General features: G+C 74.4%; 18 protein-coding genes. 9 read left to right on the plus strand and 9 right to left on the minus strand.

Going from position 1 to position 19,958, the window contains the following annotated elements:
- Position 1: 1 nt before the first annotated feature.
- Entirely contained in the window at positions 2 to 814 is an 813-nt protein-coding gene (locus ABT106_RS06930; RefSeq protein ID WP_351273380.1) for a DUF4344 domain-containing metallopeptidase, read from the minus strand.
- Positions 815 to 971: 157 nt separating this feature from the next.
- On the opposite strand from ABT106_RS06930, the gene ABT106_RS06935 reads away from it, so the two are divergent.
- A complete protein-coding gene (locus ABT106_RS06935) occupies positions 972 to 4,292 on the plus strand; it encodes a tetratricopeptide repeat protein (protein WP_351273383.1) in 3,321 nt (1,106 codons plus the stop codon).
- A gap of 113 nt (positions 4,293 to 4,405) precedes the next feature.
- On the opposite strand, the gene ABT106_RS06940 is transcribed toward ABT106_RS06935, so the two are convergent.
- Together ABT106_RS06940 and mca are read right to left on the minus strand one after the other, a co-directional pair.
- A complete protein-coding gene (locus tag ABT106_RS06940) occupies positions 4,406 to 4,636 on the minus strand; it encodes a hypothetical protein (RefSeq protein WP_351273386.1) in 231 nt (76 codons plus the stop codon).
- Positions 4,637 to 4,638: 2 nt separating this feature from the next.
- The gene (gene mca / locus ABT106_RS06945; protein WP_351273389.1) at positions 4,639 to 5,520 is read right to left on the minus strand and encodes a mycothiol conjugate amidase Mca; all 882 of its coding nucleotides are present in this window, start codon (positions 5,518 to 5,520) and stop codon (positions 4,639 to 4,641) included.
- Between the two features lie 120 nt (positions 5,521 to 5,640).
- Between mca and ABT106_RS06950 the strand changes: the two genes are divergently transcribed.
- Together ABT106_RS06950 and greA are read left to right on the plus strand one after the other, a co-directional pair.
- The gene (locus tag ABT106_RS06950; protein WP_351273392.1) at positions 5,641 to 6,060 is read left to right on the plus strand and encodes a DUF4307 domain-containing protein; all 420 of its coding nucleotides are present in this window, start codon (positions 5,641 to 5,643) and stop codon (positions 6,058 to 6,060) included.
- 259 nt (positions 6,061 to 6,319) lie between these two features.
- Positions 6,320 to 6,817 carry a transcription elongation factor GreA gene (gene greA / locus ABT106_RS06955; RefSeq protein WP_351273395.1) on the plus strand — a complete coding sequence of 166 codons (498 nt, stop codon included), beginning with the start codon at positions 6,320 to 6,322 and terminating at the stop codon, positions 6,815 to 6,817.
- 80 nt (positions 6,818 to 6,897) lie between these two features.
- Here greA and ABT106_RS06960 read toward each other — a convergent pair whose 3' ends face one another.
- From ABT106_RS06960 to ilvA, 3 genes are all read right to left on the minus strand, one after another.
- Positions 6,898 to 7,767 (minus strand): ABC transporter permease, encoded by an 870-nt coding sequence (locus ABT106_RS06960; protein ID WP_351273398.1) that lies wholly within the window; start codon positions 7,765 to 7,767, stop codon positions 6,898 to 6,900.
- On the minus strand, positions 7,764 to 8,816 hold the full coding sequence (locus ABT106_RS06965; protein ID WP_351273400.1) for an ATP-binding cassette domain-containing protein: 1,053 nt from the start codon (positions 8,814 to 8,816) through the stop codon (positions 7,764 to 7,766). Before ABT106_RS06965 ends, ABT106_RS06960 begins: the two co-directional genes overlap by 4 nt.
- 267 nt (positions 8,817 to 9,083) lie before the next feature.
- Positions 9,084 to 10,316, minus strand: coding sequence for a threonine ammonia-lyase (gene ilvA / locus ABT106_RS06970; protein ID WP_351273403.1), 1,233 nt, complete (start codon positions 10,314 to 10,316; stop codon positions 9,084 to 9,086).
- Between the two features lie 236 nt (positions 10,317 to 10,552).
- Here ilvA and ABT106_RS06975 point away from each other — a divergent pair, with 236 nt between their 5' ends.
- From ABT106_RS06975 to ABT106_RS06985, 3 genes are read left to right on the plus strand one after another with little or no spacing between them, the layout of a single operon-like run.
- The gene (locus ABT106_RS06975) at positions 10,553 to 11,074 is read left to right on the plus strand and encodes a MarR family winged helix-turn-helix transcriptional regulator (RefSeq protein ID WP_351273406.1); all 522 of its coding nucleotides are present in this window, start codon (positions 10,553 to 10,555) and stop codon (positions 11,072 to 11,074) included.
- A gap of 59 nt (positions 11,075 to 11,133) precedes the next feature.
- Positions 11,134 to 11,556 (plus strand): sigma factor-like helix-turn-helix DNA-binding protein, encoded by a 423-nt coding sequence (locus ABT106_RS06980; RefSeq protein ID WP_351273409.1) that lies wholly within the window; start codon positions 11,134 to 11,136, stop codon positions 11,554 to 11,556.
- A complete protein-coding gene (locus ABT106_RS06985; RefSeq protein WP_351273412.1) occupies positions 11,553 to 11,807 on the plus strand; it encodes a hypothetical protein in 255 nt (84 codons plus the stop codon). The genes ABT106_RS06980 and ABT106_RS06985 overlap by 4 nt, the downstream gene beginning before the upstream one ends.
- Positions 11,808 to 11,962: 155 nt before the next feature.
- Here ABT106_RS06985 and ABT106_RS06990 read toward each other — a convergent pair whose 3' ends face one another.
- The gene (locus ABT106_RS06990) at positions 11,963 to 13,120 is read right to left on the minus strand and encodes a cystathionine gamma-synthase (RefSeq protein WP_351273415.1); all 1,158 of its coding nucleotides are present in this window, start codon (positions 13,118 to 13,120) and stop codon (positions 11,963 to 11,965) included.
- A gap of 74 nt (positions 13,121 to 13,194) precedes the next feature.
- Between ABT106_RS06990 and ABT106_RS06995 the strand changes: the two genes are divergently transcribed.
- Positions 13,195 to 14,301, plus strand: a complete 1,107-nt coding sequence (locus tag ABT106_RS06995; protein WP_351273418.1) for a hypothetical protein — start codon at positions 13,195 to 13,197, stop codon at positions 14,299 to 14,301.
- Between the two features lie 89 nt (positions 14,302 to 14,390).
- Positions 14,391 to 15,053, plus strand: a complete 663-nt coding sequence (gene msrA, locus ABT106_RS07000; protein ID WP_351273420.1) for a peptide-methionine (S)-S-oxide reductase MsrA — start codon at positions 14,391 to 14,393, stop codon at positions 15,051 to 15,053.
- Positions 15,054 to 15,157: 104 nt separating this feature from the next.
- Here msrA and ABT106_RS07005 read toward each other — a convergent pair whose 3' ends face one another.
- The gene (locus ABT106_RS07005) at positions 15,158 to 17,362 is read right to left on the minus strand and encodes a sulfatase-like hydrolase/transferase (protein WP_351273423.1); all 2,205 of its coding nucleotides are present in this window, start codon (positions 17,360 to 17,362) and stop codon (positions 15,158 to 15,160) included.
- 169 nt (positions 17,363 to 17,531) lie between these two features.
- Positions 17,532 to 18,578: an NAD(P)-dependent alcohol dehydrogenase gene (locus ABT106_RS07010; protein WP_351273426.1), complete on the minus strand. Its 1,047-nt coding sequence runs from the start codon at positions 18,576 to 18,578 to the stop codon at positions 17,532 to 17,534.
- Positions 18,579 to 18,866: 288 nt separating this feature from the next.
- Here ABT106_RS07010 and ABT106_RS07015 point away from each other — a divergent pair, with 288 nt between their 5' ends.
- Positions 18,867 to 19,778 carry a helix-turn-helix domain-containing protein gene (locus ABT106_RS07015; RefSeq protein ID WP_351273429.1) on the plus strand — a complete coding sequence of 304 codons (912 nt, stop codon included), beginning with the start codon at positions 18,867 to 18,869 and terminating at the stop codon, positions 19,776 to 19,778.
- The last annotated feature ends 180 nt before the right edge of the window (positions 19,779 to 19,958 follow it).

Below are 19,958 nucleotides of genomic sequence, written 5' to 3' on the forward strand. Positions count from 1 at the left end.
GTCAGGGGCGCAGCAGGGGGGTCAGGGCCTGGGTCCAGGCTTCGCGGGAGCGGGGCCAGGTCGTGGGGCAGGTCGCGCGGGCCGGGGTCGCGAGGTCGGCGTGCCGGGCGGGGGCCTCGGCGTAGACGGCGCAGCGGTGGGCCTCCGCGCGCTCGGCCGGCGGGGCGTGCTCGTCGTCCGGGTCGGGGGCGGGGTCGGCCGCGGCGGCGAGGTCGTAGGCGCGGGCCGCCGTCAGGAGGGTGGCCTCGCCCTCCCGGCCGCCGCGGAGCAGCATCAGGCGGGCGAAGCGGTCGGCGGCGTCCTCCTCGGCGCGGTCCCCTTCGGCGGGGAGGCGCAGGGCGTCGAGGAGGGCGTGGCCGGCTTCGTGGTGGACGGTCTCGCGGACCACCTCGGCGAGTTCCGCGTCCGGATCGCCGTCCGGCCGCGGGGTGCCCGGCGGGGTGCCCGGCGGGGCGGCGGCCGCCGCGAACAGGGCGCGTTCCTCGGGCAGGTCGTCGTAGCAGAGTTCGATGCGGTGGGTCCGCGGGTCGTAGCCGCTGCCGTCGCCGTCACAGGAGCGGGCGACGACGGCGACCTCGTGGGGCAGGGCGAAGCGGGCGTTGAGGGTGGTGAGGACCGGTTCGACGATCCGCCGGTCCCGGAGGAAGAGGTGGTGCGGGCGGTCGGCGGAGGCCGGTTCCTCGTAGCGCATCGTGAAGCCCGTCGCCGCCGGTTCCGGTGCGGGTTGCGGCGCCGGGCCGGCGCAGCCGGCTCCGGCCGCCGTCGCCAGCAGCGCGGCCGCGCACAGCGCCAGGGTCCCCCACCGTCGGCTCATGGGGTCAGGGTAGGCCGCCGGACCGGTCGGCGGTTCGTCAACTCCGCTCGTGAACACGCCGTTTAACTCTGAACTCGCTCAGATTCCCTCGCCTTGGCGTTCCGCACCCACGACACTTGGGAATCGAGTCGACCTGAACTCTCGGAGGGGGACGCCGATGCGGGACACCCATCGCGGTGAGGCCGAGCTGCTGTTGGGGCGGGCCGTGGACGAGGAGGTCCGGCGCGGTCCGGGGGCCGCGGGGACGCCGGCCGACAGGACCGCGCTGCTGGCCCGCGGCAGGGAGGCGCTGGACGCGTGGTCCGCGAACGCGGCGCCGGAGTACGAGGCGTACGTACGGGCCCTGGACGAGGCGGCGGCCGGGGACGAGTCCCTGGGGCAGGTCTTCCGGCGGGGCAACGCCTCGACGGCGCTGCTGGCGGTGGCCGTCGCGGCCGCGGCCGCGGTCGGGACCGATCTCGCGCTCGGGGTCGCGGCGGGCGCCTCCCTGACGGCGGGGGCCGTCGTGGGCGTCGCCGGGGCGGCGGCCACGGTGGCCCGGGTGGCGGCGGTGCACGTGCCGGCCGCGAACCGGCGGGCCGGGGAACGGGGCCGGCCGGGCGGGGCCGAACAGCTGCGCTTGCAGTGGCTGACGGCGCTGGAGGTGCGCGGGATACGGCCGTTCCTGGAGCAGCAGCGCGCGGTGAGCGCGGCGGCGCGGGCGCCCCGGAAGGTCCCGCGTCAGGCGCCGACCCCGCTGCGCGGGACGGACCGCAGCGCGGAGGCGCGGCGGCGCAGCGTGCTGGAGCAGTCGTTCGGGCAGCTCCCGGAGCCGGCGGGGCTGTTCGCGGGGCGGCGGGCGGAGCTGACGCGCGTGGCGCGGTGGGTGCAGGCGGCGCGGGCCAGTACGGAGACCCGGCCGGTGGTCGTGGTGCTGCACGGGGAGCCGGGCGTGGGGCGTACGGCGCTGGCGCTGCGGGCGGCGCACGCGCTGCGGGACCAGTTCCGGGGCGCGTGCGTGGTGGACCTGCGGGGCGGCGGCGGTTCGGGGGCTCCGCTGTCGACGCGGGAGGCGCTGCTGCACCTGCTGAACCGGCTGGGCGCGCCCCGGGAGCAGTTGCTGTTCCGCGAGGGCGCTTCGGCGGAGCAGCAGGTGCGGCGGCTCTCCGAGCTGTACCACCAGTACCTGCGGGGGCTGCCGGTGACGGTGGTGCTGGACGACGCGGTGGACGCGGAGCAGGTGCGGCTGCTGGTGCCGGAGCGGTCGGAGAGCCTGGTGCTGGTGACGGCGCGGGAGCCGCTGGAGCTGCCGGCGGAGCTGTCGGCGTGGGTGCACCGGCTGCCGGTGGAGCGGCTGGCGGAGGCGGAGGCCCTGGAGCTGCTCCGGTCCGCGGCGGCGGAGTCGGGGCCCGCGCGGCCGGCGGGCTCCCCGGAGCCCGGCCGGGCTCACGGCCGCCCGAGCGGCCCCGGCAGCACGTCCGCCCCCGCCCCCGGCCTCGGCCCGGAGGCGGCCGCGGCCGCGGTGCGGCTGGGCGAGGGGCTCCCGCTGGCCCTGCGGATGCTGGCCCCGCTGGCCCGTACCGGGCGGGTGCCGGCCGCCGAGGGCCCGGGCGCGCCGGACGGCGGGCATCCGGTGGAGCGCGCGCTGCGGGCCGCCGACGCGCGCCTGGCGGAGCCGGCCCGGCAGTTGCTGCGGCTGCTGCCGCTGGCCGGGCGGGCCTCCCTGGGCGGGGCGGCGGCCGCCGCGCTGGCGGACGTACCGGAGCAGGCGGCGCTGCGCACGCTGGAGGAGCTGTGGGAGGCCGGGCTGATCGAGCGGGTGCGCGGCCAGCGGTTCCGGATGCACGACGCGGTACGGGCGTACGCGGCGGCCCGGCCGGCGTCGAAGGAGGAGCGGGCGCGGGCCTCGGCGGCCCACGAGCGGCTGATCCGCAACTACGCGCAGCTCGCGGACTCGGTGATCCGGATGGTCGACGGGAAGATGTCGACGCGCGCGAACCACTTCGGCGGGCACGGTTTCGCCTCGCTGGACGCGGCGCTGCGCTGGCTGGACGACGAGTCGAGCGTGATCACGGCGGCGCTGCGGCACACGGAGGGCGTGGACCAGCAGGCGGTGCTGGACCTGCTGGGCGCGCTGTGCGACTTCTGCCTGCTGCGCGGGGACCTGTACCGGCTGGGGGAGATCGACGAGCTGACGCGGGCGGTGGCCGCGGGCCACCCCGGTGGTCCCGGCGGGCAGCCCGGGCGGCTGGTCCGGTCGGTGCAGTGGCGTACGGGCATCGCCGCGCGCCAGCTCGGCGAGCTGGACAAGGCGCGGACCACGCTGACCTCGGTGGTGGACCAGTACATGGAGGCGCACCAGGAGGCGGGCGCCGCGATGGCGCTGGTCTCGCTCGGGATCACCCTGCACCACCAGGGGAACCTTCCGGAGGCGGCGGCCCGGATCCGCGAGGCCCTCGTGCTCCAGGAGCCGGCGGAGCTGGCGGGCGACCGGGCGTGGGGGCTGCACGCGCTGGCGGCCGTCGAACGGGACCTGGCCCACCTGGGCGAGGCGCTGTCGCTGCTGGAGCGGTCGCTGGTCCTGCACCGGGAGAGCGAGAGCGTGCACGGTGAGGCGTGGGCGCACTTCCAGCTGGGCCAGGTGTACCTGCGGCTGGGCGACGTGCCGCGGGCGGAGGCGGAGCTGCGCGTGGCCCTGGACCTGTACGGGCGCACGCGCGACGACCGCGGCGAGGCGTGGGCGCTGACCCAGCTGGGCCGGGCCCGGGTGGTGGACGGCGATCCGGGGCCGGCGGTGGAGCGGCTGACCGAGGCGCTGGCCCGGCACCGGGACGCGGAGGACGCGCGCGGCGAGGCGTGGACGCTGTACTACCTGGGGCAGGCCCTGGAGGAGGGCGGGGAGCGCGACCGGGCGGTGCGCGAGCTGGAGCGGGCCCGGACGATGTTCTCGCGGATGCGGGACGTGTACGGGCTGGCGCACGCCCGCCACCACTCGGGGCGGGTGACGCGGGACCAGCGGGCGGCGCAGACGGGCAACCTGAAGAACTCCGGCTTCGCCCGTCAGCTGCTGGTGGACGCGCGGGCGGACTTCCGGCGGATCGGGCTGGCCCACGGGGAGGCGTGGACCTGCCTGGAGCTGGCGGTGGTGGACGCGGGGAACGGGCGGGTCTCGCAGGCGCTGGGGCTGTGCGAGGAGGCGGTGCGGCTGTTCGTCTCGTACGGGGACCGGCGCGGGGAGGACTGGGCCCGCTTCCTGCGGTGCACGCTGCTGCCGTACGCGGTCCCGGGCACCCCGGAGGAGGCCAGGACGGAGCTGTCGCGGCTGTCGGCGGCCCCGCACCCGGCGCGGGACCGGCGCCTGGAGGACTGCCTGGAGGCGTACGGGGTGGTCCTGGGCCGGGGGGTGGACCCGGCGGAGGGCTGGCAGGCGTGGCGCCTGGGCCTGGTCCCGAACCTCCACGCCCGCGAGATCATGGGCGTCCCGGTCCCCCCGGCCTGACCGGGGAGGCGGCCGGCGGCCGGGACCGGGCCGACCAAGGCCAGGGCCGGGGCCGGGGCCGACACCGGGCCGGGCCGACACCGGACCGGGCCGACACCGGACCGGGCCGGTGTCTACGGGGCCCGGGTGCCCTCGACGGACGTCGCCGGGGCGGTCGGTTCCGGGGCCTCCTGGAAGTTCACCCGGCCCATGTGGCGGCTCATCGACTTCATCAGGCCCCACACGCCGAGGGCGAGGGCCGCGAACACGAGGAATCCGAGGATCCCGGGGGTCACCTTGTTCTTGTCGAAGGTGTCCCCGGCCAGCGGAAGGAGCTCGTTCAGTGCTGCCTGCGTAGCGCTCATAGCTACGCATTCTCCCGGATGCCCGCGAAGAGGTCGGACTCGGGGAGGGAAGTGTCGACGAGCGACTTCGCCAGCTCGTACTCCTCCGTCGGCCAGACCTCCTTCTGGACGTCCATCGGGACGCGGAACCAGCCGCCGTCCGGGTCGATCTGCGTGGCGTGCGCGATGAGGGCCTTGTCGCGGATCTCGAAGAAGTCGGCGCAGGGGACGTGGGTGGTCAGGGTCCGCTCCGTGCGCTCGAACTCCTTCCAGCGCTCCAGCCACTCCCCGTACGGCGACTCCATGCCGCGCGCGAGGAGTGCCTCGTGGAGGGCGACGGTGCGCGGCTTGTTGAAGCCCTGGTTGTAGTAGAGCTTCCGCGGCTGGTAGGCGGGGCCGAACTCGGCCTCGGGGTACTTCACGGTGTCGGTCGCGCCGTCGAAGGCCACCATCGTGATCTTGTGGGTCATGATGTGGTCGGGGTGCGGGTAGCCGCCGTTCTCGTCGTACGTGGTGACGACCTGCGGCTGGAAGGCGCGGATCTTCCTCACCAGGCGCCCGGCCGCCTCGTCCACGTCCGCCAGGGCGAAGCAGCCCTCGGGGAGCGGGGGCAGCGGGTCGCCCTCGGGGAGCCCGGAGTCGACGTAGCCGAGCCACTCCTGCTCGATCCCGAGGATCTCGCGCGCCTCGTCCATCTCCTTGGCGCGCACCTCGTGGATGTTGTCCTCGATGTACTTGTCGCCCTGGAGCTTGGGGTTCAGGACCGAGCCACGCTCGCCGCCGGTGCAGGTCACGACGAGGACGGGCACCCCCTCGGACACGTACTTGGCCATGGTGGCCGCGCCCTTGCTCGACTCGTCGTCGGGGTGGGCGTGCACGGCCATCAGTCGAAGCTGCTCGGTCAAGACGGGATCCTCTGCAATTCGGTGATGACGACGTCTCTATAGTGACTGAACCGGGGGATGGAAAATTCCGGGGGTGGCCCGCAGGGGCCGGGCCCGCGGGCCTCGCTGAAGGGACGATCGATGAGCACGGTGCGCCAGGAGCTGCCCGAGGGCCGGTACGGCCGGTCGGCGGACGAGCGTGCCGACCGGAAGCTCAAGATCATCGGTTCGGTGCTGGGCGTGGGCCTGCTGGGCGTGGTCGGCTGGATCGGCTGGGGCTACGTCGCGGGCAAGAGCGTCAGCGCCGAGGTGATCAAGTTCCAGGTGGTGTCCGACACCGAGGTGAAGGTCCACCTGGAGGTGCGCAAGGAGGCCACGGTGACCGGGGTCTGCACCCTGAGTTCCCAGGACAAGGGGCACGGCGAGGTCGGCCGGGCCGACTTCACCTTCCCCCAGCAGCAGGCGCGCGTGGACGAGGTGGTCTCGCTGAAGACCACCGGCCGGGCCACGATGATCGAGCTGGTCGCCTGCCGGCCGGCGGCCGGCGGCTCCACGCGCTGACCCGGCCGCCGCGCCCGGCGGCACCGGAGACCGTACGGAGGCCGCCGGGAGCGGCGCGGAACCCGCCGGAGGGCTTGCGGGACACGGCACGCCGGGCTCCGGGCGACTGGATTCGCACTCCTGCGCGGGCGGTGTCGCGGGCGTCCCGGGAGGGCAATGAACCCCCTGGGTCCTCCCCCTTTTCTTCCCGAATTGTTAGGCTCGTGGTTTCGTCCGCCGCTGGCGGCTTTGTAGTCCCCTGTACCGACGAGGAGCACCCGTGACCCAGACGAGCGAAAGCGTCACCTGGCTGACCCAGGCGGCGTACGACCAGCTGAAGGCGGAGCTGGACTACCTCTCTGGTCCCGCCCGCACGGAGATCGCGACGAAGATCGCAGCCGCCCGCGAGGAGGGCGACCTGCGCGAGAACGGCGGTTACCACGCCGCCAAGGAGGAGCAGGGCAAGCAGGAGCTCCGCGTGCGCCAGCTCACGCAGCTGCTGGAGAACGCCAAGGTCGGCACGGCGCCCGCCTCGGACGGCGTGGTCGCTCCCGGCACGCTCGTCAAGATCGCTTTCGACGGCGACGAGGACGACACCACGGAGTTCCTGCTCGCCTCGCGCGAGTACGCCTCCTCGGACTTCGAGACGTACTCCCCGCAGTCCCCGCTGGGCACCGGCGTGATGGGCAAGGCGATCGGCGAGGACGCCGAGTACGAGCTGCCGAACGGCAAGAGGGCCTCGGTCAAGATCCTGGACGTCAAGCCCTTCACCGGCTGACCGCCCCCCTTCGTACGTGCCGATGCCCGGCCGGGTCCTCCCGGCCGGGCATCGGCACGCCGGGCGCAGATCGCCGGGCGCTAGACGCTCGCCGAGCGGTACTTGCGGACCGCGAGGGTCCGGAAGACCACGACGATCAGCACCGACCAGATCAGCGAGGCCCAGACCGGGTGGACCATCGGCCAGGCGTCGGACGTGGACACGCCGGGGTTGCCGAAGAGTTCGCGGCAGGCCTGCACGGTGGCGCTGAACGGGTTCCACTCGGCGATGGGCTGCAGCCAGCTCGCCATGTTCTCGGTGGGCACGAAGGCGTTGGAGATGAACGTGACGGGGAAGAGCCAGATCAGGCCGCCCGACGTGGCCGCCTCCGGGGTCCGCACCGACAGGCCGATCAGCGCCCCGATCCAGGAGAACGCGTACCCCAGCAGGAGGAGCAGGGCGAAGCCGGCGAGGGCCTTGGGGATGCCCTCGTGGATGCGCCAGCCGACCATCAGGGCCACGATCGCCAGGACCACCAGGGTCAGCGCGGTCTGCACGAGGTCGGCGAGGGTACGGCCGGTGAGGACCGCGCCGCGGGCCATCGGCAGCGAGCGGAACCGGTCGATGAGCCCCTTGTGCATGTCGTCCGCGATGCCCGCGCCCGCGCCGGCCGTGGCGAAGGTGACGGTCTGCGCGAAGATGCCGGCCATCAGGAAGTTCCGGTAGTCGACGGCACTGGTCGAGCCGCCGATCATCATCGAGCCGCCGAACACGTAGCTGAACAGCACGACGAACATGATCGGCTGGATCAGTCCGAAGATGACCATCTCGGGGATGCGGGACATCCGGATGAGATTGCGCTTGGCGATGACGAGGGAGTCGTTGACGCTCTGGACGAGGCCGCCGCGGGGGCGGGGCGCCGCGAGTTCCCTGTTCGGGGAGGTGCCCGGGGTCGGGGAGGTGAGGGTCACTTCGCCGTCTCCTTCCGGGCCGCCGCGCGGCCCGTGGCGTCCGCCGCGCCGCCCTTGGCGCCCGGCCCGTCCGGGGTGCCCGGGGGGCCGCCGTTCTCACCGGTGTCCCGTTCCGCCGCGTGGCCGGTCAGGGAGATGAACACGTCGTCGAGGGTGGGGCGGCGCAGGCCGATGTCGTCGATCTCGATGCCCCTGCCGTCGAGTTCGCGGATGACCTCGGCGAGCAGCTTGGCGCCGCCGGAGACCGGCACGGTCAGCTTGCGGGTGTGCTCCTCGACGGTGGTCTCACCCTTGCCGAATCCGGCGAGGACCTCGCGGGCCGTGCCGATGTGGTGCCGCTCGTGGACGACGACCTCCACGCGCTCGCCACCCGTGCGCGCCTTGAGCTCGTCGGACGTGCCGCGGGCGATGACCTTGCCGTGGTCGACCACGCAGATGTCGTGGGCGAGGTGGTCGGCCTCCTCCAGGTACTGGGTGGTGAGCAGGAGGGTGGTGCCGCCGGCGACCAGTTCCTGGATGATCCCCCACAGCTGCTGGCGGTTGCGCGGGTCGAGTCCGGTGGTCGGCTCGTCCATGAACATCACGGGCGGGCTGACGACGAGGGCGGCCGCGAGGTCGAGGCGCCTGCGCATGCCGCCGGAGTACGTCTTGGCGGTGCGGTCGGCGGCGTCGGCGAGGTTGAAGCGCTCCAGCAGTTCGGCGGCCCGGGCCTTCGCGGCCCTGGCCTTCATCTGGTAGAGCCGGCCGACCATCTGGAGGTTCTCGCGGCCGGTGAGGTACTCGTCGACGGCGGCGAACTGGCCGGAGAGGCCGATCGCGCGCCGGACCTCGTTGGGGTGCTTGAGCACGTCGATCCCGGCAACGACGGCCTTGCCGCTGTCGGGCTGCAGGAGGGTGGTCAGGACGCGTACGGCCGTGGTCTTGCCCGCGCCGTTGGGGCCGAGCAGGCCCAGTACGGTGCCTTCCGGGACATCGAGGTCCACGCCGTCCAGAGCCCGCACGTCGCCGAAGGTCTTGACCAGTCCTTCGGCGTATATGGCGCCTGGCATAGGGATTCTCCCAGTGCGAATCGGGTGTTCGAATCGGGTGTTTCCTAGGCAAATCCTAGGGGTGCCGGGCGGGCTCCGCCCAGCAGTTCGGGGGATCCGGACGCGTCCGGGGCCACACCGTCCGGGCGGACCCTATCGCGTCATATCGCGTACGGCCACGTCTTTTTCCCACCTGGCCCTCACCCCGGTACCCGCCGGCTCACCACCCGGCCCCCGCCGGGTCCCCTCCCGCCCCCGCCCACTCACCCGCGTCCGTTCCGGGCCGGGTCAGCTCATCACCTTGTACCCCGCGCCGTGCAGCGACCGCGCGACCTGCGCGCAGTGCTCGGGGCCCTTCGTCTCCAGGTGCAGCTCCACCTCCACCTCGGTGAGCCCCAGCCGCGGGTCGGTCCGCACGTGGCTCACGTCCAGGACGTTCGCGTCGGAACCCGACAGCACGCCCAGCAGCCCGGCCAGCGCCCCCGGCCGGTCCGTCACGCGCAGCCGCAGCGACAGGTAGCGGCCCGCCGCCGCCATGCCGTGGCGCAGGATCCGCTGGAGCAGCAGCGGGTCCACGTTGCCGCCGGACAGGACGGCCACCACCGGGCCGTCTCCGTACCGCTCGGGCTCGCTCAGCAGGGCGGCGACCGGGCTGCACCCGGCCGGCTCCACCACGAGCTTGGCCCGCTCCAGGCAGAGCAGCAGGGCCTTGGAGAGCGCGTCCTCGGAGACCGTCCGCACGTCGTCGAGGAGCTCCCCGATGATGTGGAAGGGGACGTCGCCGGGGCGGCCGACCTTGATGCCGTCCGCCATCGTGGCCGGGTGGTCGATCGACACCGGGTGCCCCACCTTGAGCGAGGGCGGGTACGCCGCCGCGCCGGCCGCCTGCACCCCGATGACCCGTACGTCGGGCCGCAGCGCCTTCACCGCGACCGCGATCCCGGCGGCGAGGCCGCCGCCGCCGATCCCGACGAGGATCGTGCGCACCTCGGGGCACTGCTCCAGGATCTCCAGGCCCACCGTGCCCTGGCCCGCGATGATGTCGCGGTGGTCGAACGGGTGGATGAACACCGCCCCGGTGCGGTCCGCGTACTCCTGGGCGGCGGCCAGCGTCTCGTCCACGACCTCGCCGTACATGCGCACCTCGGCGCCGTACTCCTGGGTCGCGGCCACCTTCGGCAGCGGCGCCCCGACCGGCATGAACACCGTCGAGCGCACCCCGAGCAGGGCGGAGGCCAGCGCGACGCCCTGCGCGTGGTTGCCCGCGCTGGCCGCCACGACGCCGGCCGCGCGCTGCTCGGGGCGCAGGCCCGCGATGCGCACGTACGCCCCGCGCAGCTTGAAGGAGCCGGTCCGCTGGAGGTTCTCGCACTTGAAGTGGACCGGGGACCCGGTGAGCGAGGAGAGGTGCCGGCTGCCTTCCATCGCGGTGACCCGCGAGACGCCGGACAGCATCTTCTGCGCCCCCCGGACGTCGTCGAGCATGACCTGGGGAACGGGCTGGGGCACGCGGTAGTTCATGCCGCCAGTCTCGCAGCCCCCGCCCGGCCCGGCTCAGGACGCCGGCCCCTGAGACGACGGCCCGGGCGGGCCCGGGGGCGGACTCCCGCGAGAGGCGATATCCCGCCATCCGGGACGGGTCCGGAGCGGGCACGCGCACGGGCCGCACGAGTTCTCGTACGAGGCGTACGAGCCGCCGTACGGCCGCGTACTCTGTCCCCCATCCTTGTCGGACCACGCGAAGAGAGCCCACGGCCATGCCTTCCACCCCGGCCAATTCCGACCTGCCCGCGGCGGCCGAAGCGCCCGCCGGAGGCGGTCTCCTCGACGCGCTCCAGCACCAGGTGGCGGTCTTCGCGCGCCGCGCCGAGCAGACCCGCCTGGGCGGCGTCGGCCAGGCGCGCAACTCGATGGACCGCGCCGCGTACCTGCTGCTGAACCGGCTCGACCTGGAGGGCCCGATGGGCGTCAAGGCGCTCGCCGGCGGCATGGGCATCGACTCCTCGACCGTGACCCGGCAGGTCGCGCCGCTGGTCGACAGCGGCCTGGTCAAGCGGACCTCGCACCCGGAGGACGGGCGGGCCGTGGTGCTGGCGCTGTCCGCCCGGGGACTGACGCGGCTGGAGGAGGTCCGTTCCTCGCGGCGCGAGCTGATGGCGCGCGTGACGGACGGCTGGAGCGAGGACGAGCGCGAGTCCTTCACCGGGCTGCTGACCCGGTTCAACCTGTCGCTGTCGGAGCTGATGGCGGCCGTGTCCGACGCCGGCCCGGCGTCCTGAACGGCTCGCCGCGTCCGACCTCTTGACCGGGGCGGTCCCGGTACCCGCACTATGTCGCTATGCGGGCGGTGGACCACCGGGGAGGCCCCTACGCGGAGTTCGAGGCCTTCGTCGCGGGCGCGGCGGGGCGGCTCCTGCACGTCGCGATCCTGCTGACCGGCGACGTCGAGCCGGCCCGGCGGCTGCTGGCGGGCGCGCTGGCCCGTACGTACGCGGACTGGCGGCGGCTGCGCGGGGACGACCCGTACGACTTCACCCGCCAGGAGCTGTGCGCCGCCTTCGCGCGCACGGGCTGGCGCCACCACGGCGGTACGGGCCTGCTGGCCCGGCTGAGCCCGCTGGAACGGCTCGTGCTGGTGCTGCGGGTGTACGAGGGAGTCGCCGACGAGGTCGCGGCGGCCCAGCTGGGGCTGCCGGTGGAACGGGTCCGGGTGCTGTGCAACCGGGCGGTGGCGGCGATGCGGTCCCGGGAGGCGGCGTGAGCGGGTTCCCGGACCGGAAGGAAGCGGAGGTCAGGCAGGCCCTGGAGGCCCCGTACCCGGTGATCCCGGCCGGCCTGGCGGCGGGCGCGGCGGCCCGCGGCGCCCGCATCATGCGGCGGCGCCGGGCCCTGCGACGCCTCGGCTGGGCCCTGCTCCTCGCGGCGGCGACGGCCTTCACGGTCTGGGCCTCCCTGACCCGCCCCTGGTCGGTCCCCCCGAGCGGCATCTCCCCACCCCTGGAGGGCTGGTAGCCCCGGCCGGGGCACATCCAGCCCCGCCGGCGTTTGAGGCGCGGGGTCCGGGGCGGAGCCCCGGCAACGGCGCGGCACGCACGGACACGGGCCCCGCCCAGCGGGAGGCGAGGGGCACCGGCACGAACACCGGCAGCCCCCCGCCAGGGGCACGGCTAGCCCAGCGCCCGCACCAGGTCCGCCACGAGGTCATCGGCGTTCTCGATGCCCACCGACAGGCGGATCAGGTCCGCCGGGACCTCCAGGGCCGAGCCGGCCACCGACGCGTGCGTCATGCGGCCCGGGTGCTCGATCAGCGACTCGACGCCGCCCAGGGACTCGGCCAGCGTGAAGATCTTGGTACGGCCGCACACCGCGACGGCCTCTTCCTCGCCGCCGGCGACCCGGAAGGAGATCATCCCGCCGAAGTTGCGCATCTGCTTGGCGGCGACCTCGTGGCCCGGGTGCCCGGGCAGGCCCGGGTACAGGACCTGGGTGACCTTCGGGTGGCGGGTCAGCATCTCGACGACCTTGCCCGCGTTCTCCGCGTGCCGGTCCATGCGGACGGCCAGCGTCTTGATGCCGCGCAGCACGACCCACGAGTCGAAGGGGCCGGCCACCGCGCCCATGGCGTTCTGGTGGTAGAACAGCTCCTCGCCGAGCGCCGCGTCGGCGGTGACCAGCGCACCGCCGACCACGTCGGAGTGCCCGCCCATGTACTTGGTCAGCGAGTGCACGACGACGTCGGCGCCCAGGGCCAGCGGCTGCTGGAGGTAGGGCGAGGCGAAGGTGTTGTCGACGACCAGCTTGGCGCCGGCCGTGCGCGCGATGTCCGCGACCACGGCGATGTCGGTGATGCCGAGGAGCGGGTTGGAGGGGGTCTCGACCCAGATGACCTTGGTCTTCGGGGTCAGGGCCGCCCGCACCGAGTCCGGGTCGGAGGTGTCGGCCACCGACCACTCCACGCCCCAGCGGGAGACGACCTTCGCGAAGAGGCGAAAGGTTCCGCCGTACGCGTCGTTCGGGATGACCACGTGGTCGCCCGGGGAGAGCAGCGTACGGAGCAGGCAGTCCTCGGCGGCGAGCCCGGACGCGAAGGCGAGGCCGCGCCGGCCGCCCTCCAGCGCCGCGAGGTTCTCCTCCAGCGCGGTGCGGGTCGGGTTGCCGCTGCGGCTGTATTCGTAGCCTCCGCGCAGGCCGCCGACGCCGTCCTGCTTGTACGTGGATACCTGGTAGATCGGGGGCACGACCGCACCGGTCCGGGGGTCCGCCGTATTGCCCGCGTGGATGGCGCGGGTCTCGAAGCTCTGGTGCTCGTGGCTGTGGTCGCTCATGGTCCGATGCTATGCCCCACCTGAGGCACCCCCTCTATTGGCCTGTGCACCCCCCGGTCTGGTTCGCTTGACCCATGGAGATTTTGTGGTTGCTGTTCTCGATCGGCCTGCTCGTGGCCATCGTCGGCCCGTACATACGGCGCAAGCGCGGCGGCATCCGGCTGGCCGCGCCCGGCAGCCCCGACGCCGCCGACCCCGAGAACTACGGATTCGCCCGGCAGGAGCAGCTCGACATCCGCGTGCCCGGTCCCGACCAGGACCTGATGGACGCCCTCGGCAACGTGCAGCGCGGCGGAACGTGGCAGGCGGCCTCGGGGCTGCTGGCCGGCACCCCGAAGGAGGGTGAGCGGCGCTGGCAGCGCGTGCAGGCGTTCGGCGGCGCGGCGGCGCTGGAGCTCGTACAGCAGCCGGGGGCGGGCGCGCGGTGGCTGAAGGCGTGGCGGCTGGAGGCGGAGAAGGACGCGGGCGGCGCGCAGGTCCACGCCGAGCTGCTGGTGCAGCAGGCGTGGCGGCACTCGGGCGGGGTCGGTTCGCAGGACCACCGCATCATCCTGGAGGAGGCGCGGGAGGCGTGCCGCAAGGCCGCGCTGCTGGCGCCGGGCGACCCGGTCCCGTACATCACGGAGCTGGCCATCGCGCGCGGACTGGCCTATCCGGAGGCGGAGTTCGACGCGCTGTGGGCGAAGGTCATCGACCGCGCGCCGGACCACATGGGCGCGCACATCGCGGCGCTGCACTACTGGGGCGAGAAGTGGCACGGCTCGCGGGAGAAGGCCGACGCGTTCTCGCACGCGGCGGCGGCCCGCGCCCCGAAGGGCTCGCTGCTGGCGGCGCTGCCGCTGTTCGGGCTGTACGAGAACCTGCCGGACGTGGTCCTGGTCGGGAGCTTCTGGCAGAGCGCGGTCGTGACGCGGGCCGTGGAGGGCGCGCTGTACGCGGTGCACACGGCGCGGCAGGACGATCCGATGCTGGCGCACGTACGGCACCTGCTGCTGTCGTTCCTGGTCAGCATGGAGCGCTGGGCGGAGGCGATGGAGCAGGTGCGGCACGTGGACGGGTACGTGGGCGCCCTGCCGTGGTCGGCGACGCCGGACCCGGCGGCGTCGTACGCGGTGCACCGCGCCCTGGCCGTGGCGGGCTACGAGGCGAACGGCGGCTCCCCGGCGACTCTGCCGCACTGACGCCGGCCGCGCTGGAGCGGGCCGGGCGGGGGCGGGTCGGGAATCCCGGCCCGCCCTCGCCCGTTGACACTGCAACAAGGAGGGAATCCATGTTCTCGTACCGCCGCACGCCCGAGCTCCCCACCCGCGAGGAGGCCCTCACGGGCCGCCCGGAGCCGCTGTTCGCCGTCCCCGAGCGCCACACCGTCCTCGGCAACCCGCTCTCGGGGCCCTATCCCGCCGGTCTGGAGGTCGCCGACTTCGGGCTGGGCTGCTTCTGGGGCGCGGAGCGCACGTTCTGGCAGACCCCGGGGGTGTGGACCACGCTCGCCGGATACCAGGGCGGCTTCACGGAGAACCCGACGTACGAGGAGGTCTGCTCGGGCCGTACCGGCCACACGGAGGTCGTCCGGGTGGTCTTCGACCCGTCGGCCGTCTCCTACGAGACCCTGCTGAAGCTGTTCTGGGAGTCCCACGACCCAACCCAGGGCTTCCGCCAGGGCAACGACGTCGGCACCCAGTACCGCTCGGCGGTCTACACCCACTCCCCCGCCCACCAGGCGGCGGCCGAGTCCTCCCGTACGGCCTACCAGCAGGTCCTGACGGCCTCGGGACACGGCCAGATCTCCACGGCGGTCCTCCCGGCCTCCGAGCGCCCCTTCTGGCCGGCGGAGGCAGGGCACCAGCAGTACCTGGACAAGAACCCCGGCGGCTACTGCGGCACCGGCGGCACGGGCGTCTCCTGCCCGATCGGCGTGGCCCGGGCGGAGTAGCCCGGTCCGGGGCCGGTTCCCGCGCCTCACCCGTTCGGGTGGGGCGCGGCCGTTGCGCTGGGTACGCCGGCGCCGGGTCCAGAATCTCGCTCATGGGAGCCCCGTCAGATCACCGTCACGCGGGGGCTCGCCCAGGAGGTGTGGTCGAAGGAGGAGCTGGCGTTGGCGTCCTCCACCACCAGGTGGAGCAGGCGGACGCCGCGGACGTCCACGTCGAGCGGGACGGGGCCCGACGCGCCCGTCAGGACCGGCGTGGTGAACAGGACGCGGCCGTCGCCGCGGACGGTGGCGCGGGTGGCGCCGGCCGCGGACTGCTTCTTCGAGAAGTCGTCGATACCGACGAGCGCCGTGAAGCGGGAGCCCCGCCCGCCCAGGTGGTAGACGAGCTCCGACGGGGCGTGGACGCCCAGGCCCTTGGCGTACGTGACGCCGCCGAAGGCGATCGGGGTGCCGTCGCCCGCCTCCTTGCGGCCGTTGGAGCGGTCGATCTCCACCGGGCCCCAGCCGTTGGCCGCCGAGACCCACGGCAGGTCGCTGAGCCAGCTGTCCCGGGCCGGCGGGGCCGGGAGCGGGGTGAGGCGGACGGGCGCCGAGAAGCGGTACGCCGAGGTCGTCGCGGCCGCCGTCAGCACGGCGGGCGCGGGCGACGGCGTCGGCGCGGTCACCGTCCACACGGTGGTCAGCGCGGCCCCCGGGGCCAGCGGGGCGGCGCTCACCGGGCCCGCCGGGACGGCCGTCCAGCCGGCCGGTACCGGGAGGCTGACGCGGGCGTCCGGCCAGGGGCGGGCGGTGCCGTTGGACAGGCGGGTGGTGACCGTGGCGGCGTCCGCGGACACGGTCGCGGTCAGACCCCACGGGCGGCGCGGGTAGGTGTCGGACCAGGACGAACGCAGCAGGGCCGTCAGCGCGGAGACCACCGCCGGGTGGGCGGCGGCCACGTCGCGCTGTTCGCCGGCGTCCGCGCCCAGGTCGTACAGCTCGAACTGCCATTGCGCGTCAGGGGCCCCCAGGTCCCGGGCCGGGGCGAACCGCACCGCCTTCCACCGGTCCTTGCGGACCGCCTCCGCGACCCGCTTGGCCCGGCCGCCGTCCGCCGCGTTGGCCCGGCTGGTGACGCCCTGTTCGTCGCGGTACCAGTACAGGTGGTCGTGGAGCGGCGCGAGGGCCGCGGAGCCGTTCAGCACGGGGGCCGCCGACAGGCCGTCGATGTCGGCGGGGGCCGGGGCCCCCGCCAGCTCGGCCAGGGTGGGCAGCACGTCGTACAGCGGGGTCGGGCGGGCGCTGGTGGTGCCGGGGGCGATCCGGCCCGGGGCCCAGGCGATCAGCGGGACCCGCACGCCGCCCTCGTACAGGTTGCGCTTGTAGCCGCGCAGGGGGCCGTTGGCGTCGAAGAGGTCCGGGTTCACCCCGCCCTCCTCGTGCGGTCCGTTGTCCGAGGCGAACAGGACGACGGTGCGGTCCGCGACGCCCCGCGCGGCCAGCCGGTCCACGACCGCGCCGACCTGGGCGTCGAGGAGGCTGATCTGGGCCGCGTGCGCCTTGTTCTCCCGGGTCCAGGGCTTCGAGGCGTACGCGCCGAGGTCGGGGACCTCACTCGGCGCGTGCGGGAGGTTGGGGGTCAGGAAGAGCAGGAAGGGGTCCGGGCCGCCCGCGTGCGCGTCGATGAAGCCGAGGGCGCGCGCGGCGATGGCGTCGGGGGCGAAGGTGCCCGCCGCCACCGGCTCCTTGGCGCCGTTGTGCCAGAGGTACGAGGGGTAGTACTGGTGGGCGTGCCCGTGGTCGATGTACCCGTAGAACTCCTCGAAGCCCCGCGCGCCCGGGTGGCTCGGCTGGTCCCCGGCCTCGGGGCCGAAGCCCCACTTGCCGAACAGGCCCGTACGGTAGCCCCGCGCCCGGAGCACCTCCGCGAAGGTGGTGTCCCCGGCGCCGAGGGCGCCCGGGCCGCCGCCGCCCGGGTTGGCGCGGACGGCGGCGTGGCCGGTGTGCAGGCCGGTCAGCAGCGCGGCCCGGGAGGGCGCGCAGACGGCTGCGGCGGCGTAGGCGTCGGTGAACCTGAGCCCCTGCGCGGCCAGTTGGTCCAGGCGCGGGGTCGCGATCAGCTTCTGGCCGTACGCGCCGAGGTCGCCGTAGCCCAGGTCGTCGGCCAGGATCACCACCAGGTGGGGCGGGCCCGCGGGGCCCTCGGCCCCCGCGGCCGCCCCGGCGGGCGTTCCGGCGGCGGCCACGGGCGCCGCCGCCGGGAGCTGCGCGAGGGCGGCGAGGCCGGCGGCGGCCGCCGATCCGGCGAGGAAGTGTCGGCGGCTGGGCATCTCGAACTCCTGGGCTGCGGGCGGGCGGTGAGGAGATCATCCGCGCGGCAGCCCTGCCGAGACCATGCACGGGGCGTGAAGAACGTGTGACACGCGCCCGCCGTGGCCGCCGCCGCACCCACCGCACCCACCGGGGCCCGCCGGGGGCCCGCCGTGGGGCCCGCCGTGCTCAGATGGTCGACGTGTCGATCACGAAGCGGTAGCGCACGTCGCTGGCCACGACCCGGTCATACGCCTCGTTGATCTGGTCGGCGCCGATCAGCTCGATCTCCGCCCCCAGGCCGTGCTCGGCACAGAAGTCCAGCATCTCCTGCGTCTCGGGGATGCCGCCGATCATCGATCCGGCGAGGGTCTTGCGGCCGCCGATCACGGAGAACAGGTTCAGCGACACCGGCTCCTCGGGGGCGCCGACGTTCACGAACGCCCCGTCGACCTTCAGCAGCGCCAGGTAGGAGTCCAGCGGCAGCGGGGCCGACACGGTGGAGACGATCAGGTCGAAGCTGCCGGCCAGCTTCTCGAAGGTCGTCTCGTCACTCGTGGCGTAGTAGTGGGAGGCGCCCAGCTTCACCCCGTCCGCCTGCTTGCGCAGGGACTGCGACAGCACGGTGACCTCGGCGCCGAGCGCGTTCGCGATCTTCACGCCCATGTGGCCGAGGCCGCCGAGACCGACGATGGCGACCTTCTTGCCGGGACCGGCACCCCAGTGCTTCAGCGGCGAGTACAGGGTGATGCCGGCGCACAGCAGTGGGGCGGCGACGTCGAGGGCCACGCCCTCCGGGATCCGCAGGGTGTAGTTCTCGTCCACGACGATGTGCGTGGAGTAGCCGCCGTAGGTGGGCTCGCCGTTCTTGTCGAGGGCGTTGTACGTGCCGGTCATGCCCTGGACGCAGTACTGCTCCTGGCCGCGCAGGCAGTACTCGCACTCACGGCAGGAATCCACGAAACAGCCGACTCCGACGCGGTCGCCCACCGCGTGCTTCGTGACGCCCGCGCCGACCTCGGCGACGACGCCGGCGATCTCGTGGCCGGGGACCATCGGGAAGATCGCCTCGCCCCAGCCCTCGCGGGCCTGGTGGATGTCGGAGTGGCAGATGCCGGCGTACTTGATGTCGATGAGGACGTCGTGCTCGCCGACCGGGCGGCGCGGGACGGTGGTGCGCTCCAGCGGGGCCTTCGCGGCGGGGGCCGCGTAGGCGGAAACCTGGGTGACGGACATGGTGGGGGCTCCTCAGCGGTGACACGGGTGGGGTGTGTGGTGCTGGTGGGGTGCGGGGTGTGTGGTGCGACGCCGCGCCGCTCCGGCCGTACGTGCCGTTCCGTGCCGTACGTGCCCTGTCGGCGTCTCGCCGTACCGCGGCGGCGTCTGCGCCGCGGTACGCGGTCCAGCCTGCCCCGCCCGGCCGCGCCCACCCAGCCCCCTGCCCTGCCTAGGACTGCCGGACCTACCCCTGGCGGGGTCAGGATGGGGCCCGCGCCGCGGCCGGCGCCCGGAGATACTGGCGGTATGGACCAGCTTGATCAGCGAGCCGAACTGGGCGAGTTCCTGCGCTCCCGCCGGGCCCGGCTGCGCCCCGAGGACGTGGGCCTGCCCGACTACGGCCGGCACCGGCGCGTCCCGGGGCTGCGCCGGGAGGAGCTGGCCCAGCTGGCGGGGGTCTCGGTCGCGTACTACACGCGGCTGGAGCAGGGCAACGGGCACAACGTGTCGGCGGAGGTCCTGGACGCCATCGCGCGGGCCCTGCGGCTGGACGACACGGAGTACACCCACCTGACCCACCTGGCCCGCCCCCGGACCCGCAAGCAGCGCAGCCGGTCGCACCGCCCCCAGCAGGTGCGGCCCGAGCTGCGCACGCTGATGGACGCCATGGACGGCGTACCCGCGTACCTGGTGGGGCGCCGGCAGGACGTCATCGCCTGGAACCGGCCGGCCGCGGCGGTCTTCGGGGACTTCGGGGCGCTGCCCGCGCAGGAACGCAACCTCGTGCGGCTGGTGTTCCTCGACCCGGCGACGGCCGAGCTGTACGCGGACTGGGAGTGCCGGGCGTGCGAGGTGGTGAGCAACCTGCGGATGTACGCGGGCCGCCACCCGGAGGACGAGCAGCTCTCCGCGCTCGTCGGTGAGCTGTCGGTGAAGAACGAGGAGTTCCGGCAGTTGTGGGCGGCGCACACGGTCGCCGCGGACAAGACCCACGGGGTGAAGCGGCTGCGGCATCCACTGGTGGGCGAACTGAGCCTGGCCTTCGAGACCCTGCGGCTGCCCGACGACGCGGAGCAGGCGCTGGTGGTCTTCCACCCCGCGCCCGGCTCCCCGTCGTCCGACGCCCTGCGGATGCTGTCGTCGTGGTCCGTGCCGTCGACGGCGTCCACGGCGGCGGAGCCGTCACCCGCCCCGCCGCAGGCCCGAACCCAGGCGTAGGAACGGGCACGGGGAACGGGCACGGAGCGCGGGGCCCACGAAGAAGCGGACGGCGGGGGGCCGGGGGGGGGGCCCCGGGCGGCCGCGGGGGGGGAACCCGGGGCGCAGGGGCCGGGCGGGCCCCCGCCCGGACCCAGTACAACCGACGATTTCAACCCGAGTGGGCGGGGTGGGGGGGGA

Origin of the sequence: Streptomyces sp. NPDC002044 (genome assembly GCF_040296725.1) — a bacterium.
Lineage (GTDB): Bacteria > Actinomycetota > Actinomycetes > Streptomycetales > Streptomycetaceae > Streptomyces > Streptomyces antarcticus.